General features: G+C 44.0%; 15 protein-coding genes and 1 other RNA gene. 1 reads left to right on the plus strand and 15 read right to left on the minus strand.

Features of this window, described 5'->3' with window-relative positions:
* The first annotated feature begins 418 nt into the window (after nucleotides 1-418).
* On the plus strand, nucleotides 419-895 hold the full coding sequence (locus MHO82_RS14985; protein ID WP_239184839.1) for a DciA family protein: 477 nt from the start codon (nucleotides 419-421) through the stop codon (nucleotides 893-895).
* A 56-nt stretch (nucleotides 896-951) separates the two neighbouring features.
* On the opposite strand, the gene lpxC is transcribed toward MHO82_RS14985, so the two are convergent.
* The 15 genes from lpxC to rnpB form a co-directional block, all read right to left on the minus strand.
* Nucleotides 952-1869, minus strand: a complete 918-nt coding sequence (gene lpxC / locus MHO82_RS14990; protein ID WP_239184841.1) for a UDP-3-O-acyl-N-acetylglucosamine deacetylase — start codon at nucleotides 1867-1869, stop codon at nucleotides 952-954.
* Nucleotides 1870-1977: 108 nt separating this feature from the next.
* On the minus strand, nucleotides 1978-3195 hold the full coding sequence (ftsZ, locus tag MHO82_RS14995) for a cell division protein FtsZ (protein WP_239184843.1): 1218 nt from the start codon (nucleotides 3193-3195) through the stop codon (nucleotides 1978-1980).
* 33 nt (nucleotides 3196-3228) lie between these two features.
* The gene (gene ftsA, locus MHO82_RS15000) at nucleotides 3229-4488 is read right to left on the minus strand and encodes a cell division protein FtsA (RefSeq protein WP_239184845.1); all 1260 of its coding nucleotides are present in this window, start codon (nucleotides 4486-4488) and stop codon (nucleotides 3229-3231) included.
* On the minus strand, nucleotides 4481-5257 hold the full coding sequence (locus MHO82_RS15005; protein ID WP_239184847.1) for a cell division protein FtsQ/DivIB: 777 nt from the start codon (nucleotides 5255-5257) through the stop codon (nucleotides 4481-4483). Before MHO82_RS15005 ends, ftsA begins: the two co-directional genes overlap by 8 nt.
* A 234-nt stretch (nucleotides 5258-5491) precedes the next feature.
* Nucleotides 5492-6952 carry a UDP-N-acetylmuramate--L-alanine ligase gene (murC, locus tag MHO82_RS15010; protein ID WP_239184849.1) on the minus strand — a complete coding sequence of 487 codons (1461 nt, stop codon included), beginning with the start codon at nucleotides 6950-6952 and terminating at the stop codon, nucleotides 5492-5494.
* Nucleotides 6953-6964: 12 nt separating this feature from the next.
* Entirely contained in the window at nucleotides 6965-8047 is a 1083-nt protein-coding gene (gene murG, locus MHO82_RS15015; RefSeq protein ID WP_239184851.1) for an undecaprenyldiphospho-muramoylpentapeptide beta-N-acetylglucosaminyltransferase, read from the minus strand.
* Nucleotides 8022-9233 (minus strand): cell division protein FtsW, encoded by a 1212-nt coding sequence (gene ftsW / locus MHO82_RS15020; protein ID WP_239184853.1) that lies wholly within the window; start codon nucleotides 9231-9233, stop codon nucleotides 8022-8024. The genes murG and ftsW overlap by 26 nt, the downstream gene beginning before the upstream one ends.
* Nucleotides 9230-10561 carry a UDP-N-acetylmuramoyl-L-alanine--D-glutamate ligase gene (murD, locus tag MHO82_RS15025; protein WP_239184855.1) on the minus strand — a complete coding sequence of 444 codons (1332 nt, stop codon included), beginning with the start codon at nucleotides 10559-10561 and terminating at the stop codon, nucleotides 9230-9232. Before murD ends, ftsW begins: the two co-directional genes overlap by 4 nt.
* Nucleotides 10562-10563: 2 nt before the next feature.
* Nucleotides 10564-11646, minus strand: coding sequence for a phospho-N-acetylmuramoyl-pentapeptide-transferase (gene mraY, locus MHO82_RS15030; protein ID WP_239184857.1), 1083 nt, complete (start codon nucleotides 11644-11646; stop codon nucleotides 10564-10566).
* The gene (gene murF, locus MHO82_RS15035) at nucleotides 11646-13004 is read right to left on the minus strand and encodes a UDP-N-acetylmuramoyl-tripeptide--D-alanyl-D-alanine ligase (RefSeq protein WP_239184859.1); all 1359 of its coding nucleotides are present in this window, start codon (nucleotides 13002-13004) and stop codon (nucleotides 11646-11648) included. The genes mraY and murF overlap by 1 nt, the downstream gene beginning before the upstream one ends.
* Nucleotides 13001-14500, minus strand: a complete 1500-nt coding sequence (gene murE / locus MHO82_RS15040) for a UDP-N-acetylmuramoyl-L-alanyl-D-glutamate--2,6-diaminopimelate ligase (protein ID WP_239184861.1) — start codon at nucleotides 14498-14500, stop codon at nucleotides 13001-13003. Before murE ends, murF begins: the two co-directional genes overlap by 4 nt.
* Entirely contained in the window at nucleotides 14487-16256 is a 1770-nt protein-coding gene (locus MHO82_RS15045) for a penicillin-binding transpeptidase domain-containing protein (protein ID WP_239184863.1), read from the minus strand. The genes murE and MHO82_RS15045 overlap by 14 nt, the downstream gene beginning before the upstream one ends.
* Complete coding sequence (gene ftsL, locus MHO82_RS15050; protein WP_239184865.1) at nucleotides 16253-16579, minus strand: cell division protein FtsL; 327 nt, start codon at nucleotides 16577-16579, stop codon at nucleotides 16253-16255. The genes MHO82_RS15045 and ftsL overlap by 4 nt, the downstream gene beginning before the upstream one ends.
* Nucleotides 16576-17526 (minus strand): 16S rRNA (cytosine(1402)-N(4))-methyltransferase RsmH, encoded by a 951-nt coding sequence (gene rsmH, locus MHO82_RS15055; protein ID WP_239184867.1) that lies wholly within the window; start codon nucleotides 17524-17526, stop codon nucleotides 16576-16578. The genes ftsL and rsmH overlap by 4 nt, the downstream gene beginning before the upstream one ends.
* Nucleotides 17527-17813: 287 nt before the next feature.
* Nucleotides 17814-18204, minus strand: an RNA gene (gene rnpB, locus MHO82_RS15060) — RNase P RNA component class A.
* Nucleotides 18205-18267: the final 63 nt, after the last annotated feature.

Below are 18267 nucleotides of genomic sequence, written 5' to 3' on the forward strand. Positions count from 1 at the left end.
GTAAATGCTTAACTGCCGTTAATATTAATCGTATTTTTCTCGATTAAAATCATTGAGATTCAATATGATTGGTATCAACGTCAATTTCTTTATCTGTACAATATCAAACTTAGCGACAGTCTATAAATATATCTATCGTTTATCTTGAGTACATGGGGACAGAATCGTAAAAATTCAAGTTTAAATCACTGTTTAAACACCATTCACACTCATTAAGTGATTCTTATTTCGTGGTAAACTATACTTTATAATACTTATGAGCAATAAGTTAACGCTCCTTTTACTCGAATAGCCTACCGCGGCAACTCTATAATAAGCGATAAATAGCATCAGTCCCATTCCAATCAAAGATACTTTGATTTCAGTTATGAAATTTCAGACAAGGGCAGCATTTATCAAGGTACTAAGGCATCCATAAATGAGAGATCACCGACCAACACTCACCGAGGATTTACTGGCAGATAGCCGCTTTAAAGAGTTACAGGAAAAAGCAGCCTCTTTGGCTAAATTGAATAAAATCTTAAGCGATGTTCTGTCTGGAGATTCTTCACGTCATTGCCGAGTGGCAAATCATCGCCAAGGCTCGCTTGTTATTGAAACATCCAGCTCTGCTTGGAAAATGAGAATTAACTACGAGAGGCAACAAATTATATCGGCTTTCAGATTAAATGGATTACCTGGGGTGGCCACTATCGAAATAGTAATTAACCCTGGATTATTTCAACAACATAATCCAATAAAGCAAAAAGCACAGGCGTTTACAGATAAACCACCGATTACACCAGTGGCCGCCGAATATTTAAAAGCTACCGCAGAAATGGCACCGCCAAAATTAAAAGATCGCCTAGAGAAAATCGCAGCTCTTGCACACAAAAATAAGCAGCTAACTAACTAAATCGACGGGTACAAAAAAGCCAAGCATCACGCTTGGCTTTTTACAAAGAATCTTATTTAAGCTAAAACCATACCTGGCTGAGCAAATGTCACTGGAGACGACTGTTCATCTTCAAATGTGCTCCATTCCCAAGCTTCTTGATCAGCTAACACCGCACGCAATAGCTGATTGTTTAATGCATGCCCGGATTTATAAGCACGTAGCTCACCAAGAATACTATGGCCGCACATGTACAGATCGCCTACCGCATCAAGTACTTTATGTTTCACAAATTCATCATGAAAACGTAAGCCATCTTCATTAAGAATACGGTATTCATCTAGTACTATTGCACAATCAAAGCTACCACCTAAACATAGGTTTTGAGATTGTAAGTACTCGATATCACGCATAAAACCAAAAGTACGAGCGCGAGAAATATCTTTAATAAACGACTGACTAGAGAAGTCTAAAACGATGTTTTGCTCATCAGATTCAATAGCTGGATGGTTAAAATCAATCGTAAAATCTAAACGGAAACCATTATGAGGAACCAATTCAGCCCACTTATCACCATCTTCAATGCGTACAGGTTTCTTAATGCGTAAGAAACGCTTTGGCATATTTAAAGTTTCAATGCCTGCTGATTGTAATAAATAGACAAACGGACTTGCGCTGCCATCCATAATCGGGATCTCTGGTGCATCAACCTCGATAATAATGTTATCGATTCCCATACCTGCAAGTGCAGCATTTAAGTGCTCAACGGTAGAAATACGTATCCCATCATCATTAACTAAAGCCGTACATAGCATAGTATCGCGAACAGTACTTGGGTCTGCTGGAAAATCAACAGCTGGATCTAGATCAACTCGGCGATAAATAATACCAGTATTTGCCGCGGCTGGGCGCAAAGTAAGTGTAACTTTACGTCCAGAGTGAAGACCCACTCCAGTCGCTTTAACTATACTTTTCAATGTGCGCTGTCTGATCATCTGCTCATCTCAACTGTTAATTTATGCGAATCCGAACCAGCTCGACTTCGAACTGGCCGGACATCCTATCATGCAAAGACGCCTAACCCAAGAGAAGACGTTGATTATTTAGTCAGCTTGGCGACGTAAAAACGCTGGAATGTCTAAATAATCTTCTTTTTGCTCTGCAGGCTTCTTCACTGCTGTACTTTGACCTGATGTTGCTGCTTCACTAGAAACAGAAGAAGAAACGGCAGGTTGTACCTTTTTCTCTTGCAACGGCTGTGCCTGTTTTTCAACAGGAGCTGCCGCAACTTGCTGAGTGGCTGCTGGCTGAGCTGCTGGCTGAGCTGCCTTACTACCTGTCACTAATGTAATATCAGGCTTCTTCTCATTACCAATGCCTGTTGCCACAACAGTGACACGCAACTCGTCAGTCATATCAGGGTCAAGAGAAGTACCAATCACAACGGTTGCATTATCTGAAGCAAAGGCTTTAACGGTATTACCTACAGTCTCAAACTCATCAAGACGCATATCCATACCAGCTGTAATGTTTACCAATACGCCACGAGCACCCGCCAAGTCAATATCTTCTAATAACGGGCTTGAAATCGCCATTTCAGCAGCTTCTTCTGCACGCTCTTCACCCGTTGAAACACCGCTACCCATCATAGCGTGTCCCATTTCGGACATAACGGTTCGAACATCGGCAAAGTCGACGTTGATCATACCAGGGCGTGTAATAAGTTCAGCAATACCCTGAACCGCATTGCGAAGAACATCATTAGCTTTTGCAAACGCTTCTAGCAATGTGATGCCACGGCCTAATACTTTCAGCAATTTTTCATTCGGAATCGTAATTAATGAATCAACATGCTTAGAAAGCTCATCAATTCCTTGTTCCGCAAAAGCCATACGTTTACGGCCTTCAAAGCTAAATGGCTTAGTTACAACAGCAACGGTCAAGACACCAAGTTCTTTTGCCACTTCCGCAATAATTGGAGCGGCACCAGTACCAGTACCACCACCCATACCTGCTGCGATAAATACCATATCGGCACCAGTGAGAACATCTTTAATTGCATCTCGATCTTCAAGAGCTGCATCACGTCCTACTTGAGGGTTTGCACCGGCACCAAGACCTTTTGTGATCTCTCCACCAATTTGAATAACAGTACTGACGTTTGTTTTACGAAGAGCCTGCGCATCAGTATTCACACTGATGAACTCAACACCTTCGATTGATTCGCGTACCATATGCTCGACAGCGTTACCGCCGCCGCCACCAACACCAACGACCTTAATTACTGCATCGTCAGACATTTCCATCATCGGTTCAAACATGTGTTCTCTCCGTTTCTTCCTGTTCGCATCAGGTTAAAACTCTTTTTGTATCCAACTACGCATTTTATTAAAAAAGCCAGAGACAGTTGCTCGTTTTTGAACTTGCTCACCGTCATCATGTAGTTGGCTTTCTTTTCCATAATGTAAAAGCCCAACAGCTGTCGCATGATAAGGTTCTTTTACGTAATCTGTTAGTCCACTGACTTCTAGCGGCTTACCGACTCTCACTTGAGTTTGAAAAACACGCTCAGCACATTCAGTTAAACCATCCATCTGAGCAGCACCACCCGTTAAGACGATTCCCGCTGCCAAATGATGCTTAGTGCCACTTATTCGTAATTGCTCTTGTGTCGCAACAATTTTTTGGTGCACTAAGCCTAATAATTCTGAGTATCTAGGTTCAATCACTTCAGCTAATGTTTGACGCTGTAAGCTACGGGATGGTCTACCACCTACACTTGGTACATTGACCGTATCATCTTTGCTGACAAGCTCACTTAACGCACAACCATGTTTAACTTTGATTTCTTCCGCATCACCAGGGGGCGTACCAAAAGCATATGCAATATCACTAGTCACTGCATTTCCCGCATAAGGAACAACCTCTGCGTGGCGTAACGCTCCACCGGTCCAGATAGCAATATCCATGGTACCTGCGCCGATATCTACCACACAAACACCAAGCTCACGTTCGTCTTCAGTGATCACCGCATTACTGGCGGCTAAACCTGAAAAAATAATATGCTCAACTTTTAAGCCACATCGTTCAACAGCTTTAACAATATTACGAGCCATGTCGTTATGGCAAGTGATCAAATGAACGCTGGCTTCCATTCGCACCCCTGAAAGGCCCAATGGATTTTTGATTCCTTCTTGATAATCAATAGCAAACTCTTGCGGTATTACATGAAGAATTCGTTGTTCATCACCAATTTTGACCGATTTAGCCGTATGGATCACACTGTCCATATCATCTTGAGAAACTTCTTCATCGCTAATCGGGCCCATACCTTTTTCTATCATACTGGAAATATGCTTCCCAGATAATGATATATATACCGAGGTAATTTGACATTCAGCCATTAATTCAGCTTGATCAACTGCACGCTGAACAGATTTTACAACGGACTCTAAGTCATTTACGCCGCCTTTATCCATACCGCGAGCAGGGCAACTTCCCATACCAATAACATTAACTTGGCCATCAGGAAGAATTTCGCCAACTAAAGCAGATACTTTAGCGGTGCCGATATCAAGGCCAACAATAATTTTATCTTCTGCTGCCTTACTCATTTACACTCTCTTGCGCTATGTTTTGATCTGATTTCCATCCTACCGCAGCGCCAGTATCATATCGAAGATCAATATAATCTATTGGTCTATCGACGGTATCTAAACGCTGATATAACTCGATAAAACGAACTAACCGCTCTTCTCTTGCATCTCGTCCTAACTTTAGACGAACCCCATTACTTAACGTCATTTGCCAAGCTTGACGTTCACTCAGAGCAAGGCTTTCAATTTCGAGCTCTAAAGATGCTATTTGTTCTTGTGCTTGCCGCCAAAATGCTAACACCTCTTGGCTACTGCCTTCTGGACCATATAACGCCACTTTATTTTCAAGTAAATCAGAAACCTTAGCGTTAAAAACATCACCTGAAGGCGTTAAAAGGGCTTCATCATTCCAAATCGCCGAAGCGCTATGCTCAACAACAAAAATCTTTACCGTATCAGGCCACTGCTTTCTCACTGATACTTGAGCAATCCAAGGAGAAGACAACAGCGCAGCCTGAAGCTGATCGACATCTTGTGTCATGAATGTACCGACCGAATCTAATGTAAGTAAAGCGTCCCTAACATCATGGCTCGATACATGAATTAGCTCCCCTTGAATAATCAATTTAGACAAGGGCAGCCGTTGTTCATCGGTCATCCAGCTTATTGTGGCCCACATTAACCACACCGTTAATGTGACAACAGTAAGTAAGAAAACATAGCCCGGTAATGCTTTCTTTATTTTTTCAGGTTCAATATTGGATACAAAATTTACCGCTTTATTCATCTTACCCAACGTATAACTGCACTTACTGCCACTTTAATTACCTAAATAAACATTAATTAAGTAATCATTCGACATTTGAGCAAGCATAAAGTTGACCGATTATACTGGTCAGAAGGCCAGTATCCAACCATTGTTCTCATATTAGTTATCAAGGGTGAGATCTACACCAAACTCGACCCCACTATGGACACATTTAACAATATTTTAAGACAACAAAACCTTTACTAAGGAAGATTAATGTTGCTTCATCGCTTCAATATTCAGTTCAAAGCCCGCAAGCTGCTTGGCAATTTTACCTATATCACCAGCGCCTTGTGTTAAAACCAAATCGCCATCTTGGATAACATTTGCCAACACAGACGGTAAATCAGCTATTGCTGGAACAAAAATTGGATCTAACTTACCACGACTACGGATAGTACGGCAAAGCGCACGGCCATCAGCTCCTGCAATTGGTGCCTCACCAGCTGAGTACACATCAAGCATAATCAACACATCTACGTTATCGAGAACGTGCGCAAAGTCATCATACAAATCACGTGTGCGACTATAACGATGAGGCTGAAATATCATCACCAACCGATTATCTTCCCATCCAGATCGAGCTGCTTGGATGGTTACATCAACTTCCGTTGGGTGATGACCATAATCATCAACCAGCATGACACTACCATTACCAGTATCAAACTTTCCTAAGTGCTCAAAACGACGACCAGTGCCTTCAAAACACGCCAGTGCACGTAAAATAGCATCATCACTTACGTCTTCTTCTGAAGCGACAGCAATGGCAGCAGCAGCATTTAGTGCATTATGTTTACCTGGGGTATTCAACGTAATCATCAAGTCCGCTTTATTTTTACGCTCAACCGTAAATTGACCTTGATGGCCTGTTTGTGAATAATCCACAATCCGGACATCAGCATCTTCAGAAAAACCATAAGTGATCACTTGGCGACTCACCTGAGGAATTAACTCACGTACAACAGGATCATCAACACACATTACTGCTTGACCGTAAAATGGTAAGTTATGTAGAAAATCAATGAAAGTCTGCTTGAGCGTTTCAAAATCTCCACCATAAGTATCCATATGATCAGCTTCAATGTTAGTAACAATACTCACCATAGGCTGAAGATGTAAAAAAGAAGCGTCACTTTCATCGGCTTCGGCAATAAGGAAGCGGCTAGAACCTAAACGAGCATTGGTTCCCGCACTTTTAACCAAACCACCATTGACAAAAGTTGGATCCAATCCGGCTTCTGAATAAATTTGAGTGACCAAAGCTGTCGTTGTGGTTTTACCGTGTGTTCCTGCCACCGCAATGCCGTGCCGGTAACGCATTAACTCAGCTAGCATCTCTGCTCGGCGAACCACCGGAATACGCTTTTCTTTTGCCGCTACAATTTCCGGGTTGTTTTGATCGATCGCTGTTGATACCACCACTACACTGGCTTTATCAATATTACTGGCTTGGTGACCAAAATGAATATCAGCCCCTTTAGCACTTAACCGTTCTGTTACCGCATTTTCGGCTAAATCAGAACCACTAATATGGTAGCCTTCATTCAGTAATACTTCGGCAATGCCGCACATTCCAGCACCACCAATACCAACAAAGTGAATGCACTCAACTCGGCGCATCTCAGGCACCATAGTTCTAATTTTTGCGAGTTGTTGATTGTCTAGTTTAGTCATCACTTTGTTCCATTAATTCTTTACTACAAGCGATTTTATCGCCTCGGCAACTCTAACATCGGCATCAATAACCGCAGCATTGCGTGCATTTTTAGCCATAGTAAGTAGTTGCTCACGATCTAAGTTCAACAGTGTATCAGCCAATAGCTGTGGGGTTAAATCCTGTTGCTCAATCATTTTAGCCGCTTCACACTGCACAAGATGATCAGCATTTAGTGCCTGCTGGCGATCTTTATGCATAAATGGAATAAAAATCGCGCCAACACCTGCTGCTGAAATTTCCGATACCGTCAGAGCGCCTGAACGGCACACGACAATATCAGCCCAGGCATATGCGGCTGCCACATCATCAATGAACTCAGTGACTTTAACACCCTTTATGCTCTTATTGGCATAATCTTGCTCAACTTTTTGTTGGTTATTTTTACCCGCTTGATGCCAAATAGCCACTTTACGCCCCAATAACGAGGCACTCTCAGGTAACGTGGCGTTTAAAATTTGGGCTCCTTGGCTGCCTCCCATCACAAGAATACGGAGTTCATCTTGTTGTTCATGATTAAAGCGCACTTCAGGATCGGCTAACTGACACACATCAGAACGTACTGGATTTCCAACAACCTCTGCATGAGGAAAAGCGCCAGGGAATGCCTGCATAACACGTTTGGCCAATTTAGATAACCACTGATTGGTTAACCCTGCTACTGCATTTTGCTCATGAAGTACCACTGGAATATTGGATAGCCAGGCAGCAACACCACCAGGACCACTCACATACCCCCCCATTCCCAAAACAACATCTGGCTGCCATGCTGAGATATGTTTTTTAGCTTGAAGTATGGCGCGTACAATTTGAAAAGGTGCAGCCACTAATTTTACTAAACCTTGCCCACGTAATCCTTTAACACGAATAAAATCGATTTCAATACCATGCTTGGGCACAAGATCCGCTTCCATTCGATCAGGAGTCCCTAACCAGCGAATTTCCCACCCCTGTTGTTGTAACTGTTTGGCAACAGCAAGCCCAGGGAATACATGTCCCCCAGTACCACCGGCCATTACTAATAATCGTTTATTCTTCTGATTCTGATGATTCATCACAACTCCGTTGATCATGGTGTAATTCAAACAAACGACGCTCATGATCAATACGTAACAATATAGCTACGGCCACTGACATAATAATCAAACTGGAACCACCGTAGCTGATTAAAGGTAACGTCAAACCTTTCGTCGGAACCATTCCAGAGGCAGCACCAACATTTACTAAAGTTTGAAAAGCAAACCACACACCAATGCCTGATGCTAAAAAACCACCAAACAATTGCTCTTTATCTAAACACTTTTGGCCGATAATTAATGCTTTAAACACCAAGCAAAAAATCATCAGCAAAATAAGGCTAACCCCAACCAACCCAAGCTCTTCCGCAATAACAGCAAAAACAAAGTCAGTATGAGCTTCTGGCAAGTAGGCCAACTTCTGAATCGAGTTACCCAGCCCTTGTCCAAACCACTCACCACGTCCAAAGGCCATTAACGACTGTGTTAACTGGTAACCATTACCAAATGGGTCCTGCCAAGGATCAAGAAACGCGGTGATTCGTCGCATTCGATATGGTTCAGCAATGATCAAAATAAGCACACCGCCACCGCCAGCAATCACCAACGCAATAAACTGCCACAACTTTGCACCAGCAATAAACAACATGCCAACCGTTGTGACAAACATAACAATAATAGATCCGAGATCTGGCTGAGCGATTAAGAAAAAAGCAAGCAAAAGAAAAACCACCAGCGGTTTTACAAAACCAATGAATGTTTCTCTCACTTCACCATGACGGCGAACCAGAAAGCCCGCTAAAAAGATGAACAGAGACAGCTTGGCCACCTCTGCGGGCTGCAAATTAAAAATACCAAGCGGCAACCAGCGAGTAGCACCGTTTACAGATTTACCTATCACTAGCACAGCCATTAACAGTACCAATGAGATCAATAACAAGTGCGAACTGTATTTTAACCACACCTCTAACTTGATCTGTAAAACAACTGCCGCTGCACTAATGGCTAAAACAATAAAAAATAAGTGTCTCAGCGCAAAGTGAAAAGGCTGATCCGTTAAGCGGCTACTAATTGGAAACGAGGCTGAGGACACCATCACAAGTCCCGTTAGCAGCAACCCCAATGACAACCAAATAAGCTGCCGATCGAACAACACTTGCGGAGAAGGCGACGTCAACCAGTCTCTTGTTTTGGACTCTAACGATCTAGCAGCTCTTACGATCACTGTACTTTCTCACCCGAGTAAAATTGCGCTAAACGAGTGAACTCTTCACCACGGGCCATAAAGTTTTTAAACTGATCAAAGCTCGCACAAGCTGGAGAAAGCATCACCATATCACCCGATTTTAATGTCGGTGTAATAGCAGCAATTGCCTCTTCCATTGAATTCCAACGAACAGATGTTTCATGCAAAGACATAAACGCATCACCATCCGCACCATAGCAATGAAGGTGAACGTTTAATGGCGCAAGCACCGCAGCTAACTCTGAGAAATCGGCACCTTTACCATCACCACCTACCAAGAGGTGTAAAGTACCATCAAGCACGAGTCCAGATAACGCCGCCATCGTACTGGCCACATTGGTTGCTTTTGAGTCGTTAACCCAACGAATTCCATCATTATCAGCGACAACTTGACATCGATGTGTCAGCCCAGTGTAAGACTTAATAGCCTCCAGCACTCGGGCCTGCTCGACCCCAGCAGCATCCGTTAATGCTAAAGCAGCTAAACAATTCGCAATATTATGTCGACCAACGACACCAATTTCCTGGCAAGGTAATACAGGTTTCCCATGTACTGAAAGCCACTCAGAGCCATCGTGCAGCATCACACCATATTGCTGCTCATCAAAGCCAAAACTCACTAGTTCTGAAGTATGTGCAGGGTGTGTTGCTGGATCATCACGATTAACAATGCACACTTCAGCGTGTTCAAAAATACGTAACTTAGCTTCTCGGTAATCAGACATGCCTTGATATCGATCCATATGATCTTCAGACAAATTCAAAAATGCCGCCGCTTTTAATTTCAAAGATGCTGTGGTTTCCAATTGAAAACTGGATAACTCAAGAACATAAAGTTCTGCATCTTGCTCTAAAAGATCCAAAGCGGCATAACCAATATTTCCACCGACAGCAACATTGACGCCTGCAGATGCAGCCATTTCGCCGACTAAGCTAGTCACCGTGCTTTTTCCATTTGAGCCTGTAATAGCAACAACGGGAGCAGCAACTGACCACGCAAACAGTTCAATGTCCCCGACAATGGGAATACCCGCTTTCGCCACCGCCTGAAGCTCTTTCGTCGCCAATGCAATACCTGGGTTCGCAACGACCAAATCAGCGCTTAGTAGCCACTCCAGATTCCAGCCACCAGAGTGAACCGGAATAGAAGCAGGCAGCTTGTCTAGACTAGGAGGAGCAACGCGAGTATCAATAACCTTAATACCCAACTCTTGAGGCTGACGTAGCAAGTGATTAACAACAGATAACCCTGTCATTCCTAGCCCAACGACAACAATATTTTTTACTCCGTCCAAGCCTAATTTCATTTTTAACGTACCTTCAGTGTTGCTAGAGCGATAAGAACTAAAACCATAGAGATGATCCAAAAGCGCACAATAACACGAGGCTCTGGCCACCCTTTTAATTCGTAGTGATGGTGAATTGGTGCCATACGGAAAATACGCTGGCCACGCAATTTATACGAACCAACTTGTAAAATAACGGACACGGTTTCCATCACAAAAACACCACCCATGATCACAAGCAGCAATTCTTGACGAACTAATACGGCAATCGTACCCAATGCACCACCTAGCGCTAATGAACCTACATCGCCCATAAATACTTGCGCAGGATATGTGTTAAACCATAAGAAGCCTAAACCCGCACCGACAATCGCAGTACAGACAATCACAAGTTCACTGCTTTCTGGAATGTAAGGAATATGCAAGTAAGCAGCAAAATTAACGTTACCTGTTGCCCAAGCAATAAACGCAAAGCCTGCTGCTACCAGTACCGTTGGCATAATTGCCAAACCATCAAGGCCATCCGTTAAGTTAACAGCATTACTTGTTCCCACAATTACAAAGTAAGTGAGTAGGATATAAAACAGCCCTAGTTGCGGCATGATGTCTTTGAAAAATGGCACCACAAGTTGAGTCGCTGCGGTGTCTTTCCCGTAAGCGTACAGCGCAAATGCCACACCAAGCGCAATGGTTGATTGCCAGAAAAACTTCCAACGAGCAACTAAACCATCCGTGTTCTTACGCACAACTTTACGGTAGTCATCAATGAAACCAACGGCCCCGTAACCCAACAATACCGTTAGCACCGCCCAAACATAAGGGTTAGACAGATCTGCCCACAAAAGCACGGTGATCGCAATGGCAGCTAAAATCATGATCCCGCCCATTGTCGGGGTGCCACGTTTACTAAAGTGGGATTCTGGGCCGTCATTACGCACAACTTGACCAATCTGCATTTTCTGCAAATACGCGATCAGACGTGGCCCCATCCATAATGAAATGGCAAGCGCCGTTAAAACGCTGATGATGGCGCGAAAAGATAAGTATTCAAACAAACGAAAAAAAGGATAAAACTGCTGTAAATAATCAGCTAGCCAAATAATCATTATTGGCTCTCCTTAAGAGCAGAAACCACTTCACTCATGCGCGCACTATTGGCACCTTTCACTAACACAGTAACCTCGTTGTTCTGTTGTAAATTTAATTGTTCATTTAAGTAGCTAATGAGAGCTTCTCGTGTCTCAAAATGCTGACCTTGGCATAATTCGCTGACTACCTTGGTATCATCACCAAATGTAATCACCTGTTCTAAGCCAAAACTGGCAGCGTGCTCACCAATTTGACGATGTAACGCCCCACTTTCTTCGCCAAGCTCAGCCATATAGCCTAAAACTAGCCAACGCTGGCCCTCAAAACTGCTTAACACTTCAGTAGCCGCTTTTACCGCAGGAACACTGGCATTGTACGAATCATCAATGACTTTTAAGCCCTCACGAACTTCCAACACTTCCACACGGCCTTTCACATTCTGTAAGCTTTCAAGACCCAATTTGATGTCTTGTAAATTCATACCAGAAGAGAGCGCCAATGCTGCAGCGGCAAGTGCATTGGCCACATTGTGCTTTCCGACCAAAGGCAAATGAACCTCGATATTGCCCTGTGGTGAATGCAGAATAAATTGAGCATTACCTTGAGAAGAGAGTTCAATATGAGACGCAAAGAAATCAGCTTGCGAATCCGTTAATGCAAACGTCCACAGCGCTTTGTCGCTCAACAACGAGCGCCACAGCCCTAAATCATTGCTATCAAGGTTAACAATGGCCGTTCCACCCGATTTCAACCCTTCAAATATCTCACCCTTAGCTTTAGCGACTCCTGCTAATGAACCAAACCCTTCAAGGTGTGCTGCTGCAATATTGTTAATCAACGCCACGTGAGGTTGGGCCAATTGGGTCGTGTAAGAGATTTCATTTTGATGATTGGCCCCAAGCTCAATCACTGCAAAGTCATCTTCAGGCGTTGAACGTAATAACGTAAGAGGAACACCAATTTCGTTGTTAAAGTTACCAGCGGTTGCCAATACCTGACCTTTTTGAGCCAAAATATTTGCCACCATTTCTTTAACCGTGGTTTTCCCACAGCTACCAGTTAAAGCCATAGTGAAGGTATCGCACTGCTGATGCACCCAAGCACTCAACTGGCCGAGAGCCAACTGAGTATCTTTTACCACTAACTGAGGAATATCCAGTGGAAGTGGCTTGTTGACCAATAACGCACTCGCGCCTTTTTCAACCGCATCCGCGCAGAAGTTATGGGCATCAAAGCGCTCTCCTACCAAAGCCACAAACAAGCAACCCGGCTCAATGGTGCGAGTATCAGTCGACACCAAATGAATATCCGCTTCCGAACCGATTAATTCAGCTTCTAACACTTCGATGAGCTGACTTAGTTTCACTGAGATCATGATTGTGCCTCTAATAACTGCAATGCGGATTCACGATCGGAATAATGGATCGTTTCTGTTGCCAGTACTTGATAGTCTTCATGACCTTTACCAGCCAATAAAATAATATCGTTAGGGTGAGCTTCCGATAATGCTAACTGACACGCTTTAAAGCGATTATGCTCAACTCGAACCACTTCCTTGTTTTGTACCCCAGTCAACATATCTTTAATTATCAACTCAGGGTTTTCACTGCGCGGGTTATCGTCGGTAAAAATCACTTCATCCGATAAACGTTCCGCGATTTCTGCCATCATTGGCCGTTTGCCAGTGTCTCTATCACCACCGCAGCCCACAATGCACCACAACTTACCTTGGCAGTGCACCTGAAGAGCAGATAACGCTTTTTCTAACGCATCTGGGGTATGGGCGTAATCCACCACAATCTTAGCTTTAGGCTTATTGGTATTAGAGGCTTGGAACAATTCCATACGCCCTATTACCGCCGTCAACTTCGGCGCTGTACTGACTAACCCCTCTAAGGAATAACCATTAACTAATAACGCAGCCATCGCCAACAACACATTGCTGGCGTTAAACGCTCCAATCAAAGGGGCTACGAACTGAGCTTTACCCCAACTTGAGTCAATAGCCAACTCAATGCCCTGTTCAGAGTATCGAACAGACTCTGCCCATAACTTTTGACCCGTGTGTTGAGTGATATTTTGTTTATCAATGGCCACAGCCACTGCTTCTGGCATGTCTGATAACCAAGTCTGCCCCACACCATCATCAGCATTTACCACAGCAGCTTGGCAATCATGATGAGTAAACAGCATTTTTTTAGCCAATGCGTAATTGGCCATATCACCATGGTAATCGAGATGATCGCGACTTAAGTTAGTAAAGATGCCGACGGCAAAGGAAAGCGCTTTAATACGCCCTTGCACTAAACCATGGGAAGAGATTTCTAAGGCGGCTAGCTGAGCATGTTGCTGCTCTAATTCACTCAACGTTTGCTGAATTTCAATAGCACTGCCTGTCGTGTTTAAAGCGGGTTTCAAATCATGAAGCAAACCATTACCGGTTGTTCCCATGACGGCAGAAGTGGTCCCCAGCAACTCAGCCCATTGAGCGATAATCTGAGAAATAGTGGTTTTACCATTTGTTCCTGTAATACCAAACAGCTTCATCTCTCTTTGTTCTGCACCATAAAAGCGGCCTGCTAATTCAGAAAGCTTGCTTGCAAGATCATCAAGATAAAGAACAGGCGCTTGACCACATACAGCCAGTTTCCCATGAGGGTGCTGTTCATCGGCATCGGCCAAAACGGCATTAGCACCAGACTGAATTGCCCCTTCAATAAACTGGCGACCATCTAAAGCATGGCCTTTTACTGCCACAAACAAAGAACCAGCCCGAACTTGTCGGCTGTCTAAAGTGATATGAGTAAAACGGGTAGGATTAGCAAGAGCAAACCATGGAGAAACCAGCTCTCCAAGATTAAGAGTCGCCATTGTTATCGCCTCTTAAGTTAACAACGTCCACTTGTTGAAGGGACTTTTCATCTGGCGCTACATTTAAAATTTGCAACGCACCCTTTAGTACTTCAGAAAATACCGGAGCAGCCACTTGACCACCGTAATACTGATCGCCTTGTGGCTCATTAATAACAACCACCAGCGCAATACGAGGATCACTTACAGGGGCAACCCCCGCAGTAATCGCAATATACTCATCACTGTAACCACCCGCACTGGCTTTACGTGAAGTACCTGTTTTGGCAGCCACCCGATAACCCGGCACGGCCGCACGTGTTGCTGAGCCACCTTTTTGAGTAACCGTTTCCATCATCTCTAATACCGCTCTGGCATTTTCAGGTTCAGTAACAGGTTGGCCTGGGATGTCGGCTTCTGTTTTTAAGATAGAAAGAGGACGATACAGCCCCATCGCCCCTAATGTTGAATAAGCATGGGCAAGTTGAATTGGCGTCACCGACAAACCATAACCAAACGATAATGTTGCGATCTCGAACTGAGACCAACGGCGGCGATCAGGAAAAATACCTGTTGCTTCACCAATTAGGTTCAGGCCAGATAACTCACCAAGCCCAACAGAGTTGTACAACCCCAGCAAAGCTTGCAACGGCATATCTAACGCCAGTTTTGCAACACCAATATTACTGGATTTTTTCAAAATTGTAGTCAGATCGGCCTTACCGACACGGCTAACATCACGCACTCGGCTACCACCAATACGCATGATGCCGTTGCCCGTATCAATCACGGTGTCTTTATCCGCAACACCGTTTTCCAAAGCAGCTAACACCACTAGCGGTTTCACTGTTGAACCCGGCTCCATAGCGTCCGTGATAATTCGGTTACGCATTCTGAAGCTTTGTAGCTGCTCGCGGTTATTCGGGTTATAGGAAGGCGCATTCACCATCGCCAATACTTCGCCAGTATGAATATCAATCATCACTACCGAACCTGATGCCGCACGATAATCTGCGACAGCTTGTTTGATGGCTCGATAAGAAATAGCCTGTAAACGCTGATCAATACTTAACGTTAAAGGTTGACCTGGTTCACGCTCTTCTAACGAAATATTTTCAACCACACGACCATAACGATCTTTACGTACTGTCCTGCGGCCAGGTTCTCCCGTTAACCAGCCATCGTAGCTACGTTCAATACCTTCAAGGCCATGACCATCAATCCCCGTAACACCAATAACATGGGCGCTTACTTCACCTGATGGATAATAACGGCGAGATTCATCTTTTAAGCCAATACCAGATAACTTTAGCTTTTTGATGTAAGCCGCCATCGCGGGGCTCACTTGACGCTGTAAGTACACAAAACGACGGTTTCTATTTCGCTCTATTTTGGTGATAAGATCTTTACGGTTAAGCCCGAGAACATCCGCAAGGGCATGCCAACGCGCAGGCTCTACAATACCGCCATTTTTATAAATGGTAACAGGATCAGCCCATACCGCCTGTACGGGCACACTGACAGCAAGCTGCTCATCATTACGATCAGAGACAATACCACGAGCTGAAGGCATAGCTTTAACGCGAATAGAGCGAGAATCACCTTCACGAATCAAACGATCAGGCTCGATCACTTGAATGTAGGCAGAACGACCAATTAGAGCCACTAAAGCCAATGTAATAAAGACAAATACAACGCGAAAGCGCCATCCAATTAATGCTGGAGGCGCCTTTGTTAACCGCTTATTACTGGGTGGTGATTTTTTGAAAAACTTCATGGCAGTTTGATGATCACTTCTTTATCTGGCTCAGGTCGTTTCATCTCTAATTCTTCCATCGCCAAACGCTGTACTCGACTGTGTTCAGCTAACGCATTTTCTTCTAAGATTAAATTTCGCCATTCACCATCCAGCAGATCTTTTTCCAACAATAAATTTTCTCGCTGATCAATCATCTGACGCGTATTGTGAGTCACAAGAACCACCCCAATTGCGCTAATAAAAATGAATATCAGCAAAATAAACTGCCACCGGCCAATGGAAAAAAGATCCAGACCGATAGTACGAGCTAAATTGCTTTCAGGTGAAGGTTGTTGGCTCATAGACGGGCAGCAACTCGCAAGACAGAGCTACGTGAGCGCGTATTGACTTCGACCTCTTGTGTAGAAGGCTTTAATGCTTTGCCGATGGTCTTCATTTTAGCGCTGCCTAGTTCTTTAATTTGAGCTTCAGTCAACGGTAAACCATGAGGTACTTCAGGGCCTTTGCTCTGTTTTCTCATGAAGCGCTTCACCATGCGATCTTCTAAAGAATGAAAGCTGATCACCGACAAACGGCCTTCAGGCGCTAAAACATCAAGGGCACCATGAAGTGCTGTATCAATTTCTTCTAATTCGCTGTTGATGTAAATTCGAAACGCTTGGAAAGCACGTGTCGCTGGGTGTTTTTTCTCTTTAAAGCTTTTTGGTGCCGCTTCTGAAATGAGTTTGGCCAGCTGGCTAGTGCGCGTAAGTGGTTCGTTTTCTTCATTATCACGATAAGCAACAATTGCCTTAGCAATGCGGCGGGCGTGTTTATCTTCGCCAAACTCACGAATAACCCAAGTAATATCATCAAGCTCTGCTTCTTCTAACCACTTAGAAACAGGCATGCCTGACGTTGGATCCATACGCATGTCTAGTGGACCGTCTTTCATAAAGCTAAAACCACGCTCAGCATCATCAAGCTGTGGTGAAGAAACCCCTAAATCCAGTAAAACACCATCAATTTTTCCAACTAAGTCTAACTCTTCAACATAACTGGCAATACCAGAAAATGGGCCATGTATGATGGTAAAGCGCGGGTCTGTGATTTTTTTCGCTTCTTCGATGGCTTGAGGATCGCGATCAATGCTGTATAAACGGCCATTTTCTCCTAGCTGAGACAAGATCGTTCGAGTATGTCCGCCACGGCCAAACGTACCGTCAATGTAGATACCATCAGGTTTAATAGCTAAGCCATCAATAGATTCGTGAAGTAAAACGGAAACGTGCTGGAATTGTTCAGACATAGTGATTATTTATCGCCATAAAAGCTTAATTAGGAGAATACATTGAATCTTTCCTCATTAGGTTCGGGTAAAACTCAATCAGAGGCAAATATTCAGTAAACCTTACATTCTACCTGATTGAGGGAAACTGGCTAGACCAAAGAGATAGATAATGGCAATCGTATTATTAAGTAGTTTGAAATAAGAAGAAAAAGAGAAGCAGTAGAAGGAGTCAATTCTTATAAAAAAGACAAAGCCCATCGTAAAACAGCCATATGGCAACTTTACGATGGGCTTTATCTATATGTAGGTGGAATTGGCCTATAAGCCGGGTTCTGTCCCGCTTGCGCGGTGGTAGCCATTCGTCTAGGCCAGTAATCGCTCACTGGCTCAAGCAACCTACCCGCTCCCTAACGCGAGTAACGCTATGTGGAAGCCTATTTGGTCTTGCTCCGGGTGGAGTTTACCTTGCCACGAACTATTACTAGCCGTGCGGTGCGCTCTTACCGCACCCTTTCACCCTTACCTGTGCACTACTTCGAAAAGCAGGCCATCGGCGGTTTCCTCTCTGCTGCACTTGTCGTAGGCTTGCGCCTCCCAGGCGTTACCTGGCACCCTACTCTATGGAGCCCGGACTTTCCTCCCCTCCGTCAGTCTCCCAAGGGACATCAACGAAGCAGCGACTACCTGGCCAACTCCGGCGACGGATTGTATAGGAGCCCATAACAAGTTACCAGTAAAAAGTCACAACAAGTGAAAAAT

The sequence above is a fragment of the Vibrio sp. Of7-15 genome, assembly GCF_022347565.1.
GTDB lineage: Bacteria > Pseudomonadota > Gammaproteobacteria > Enterobacterales > Vibrionaceae > NORP241.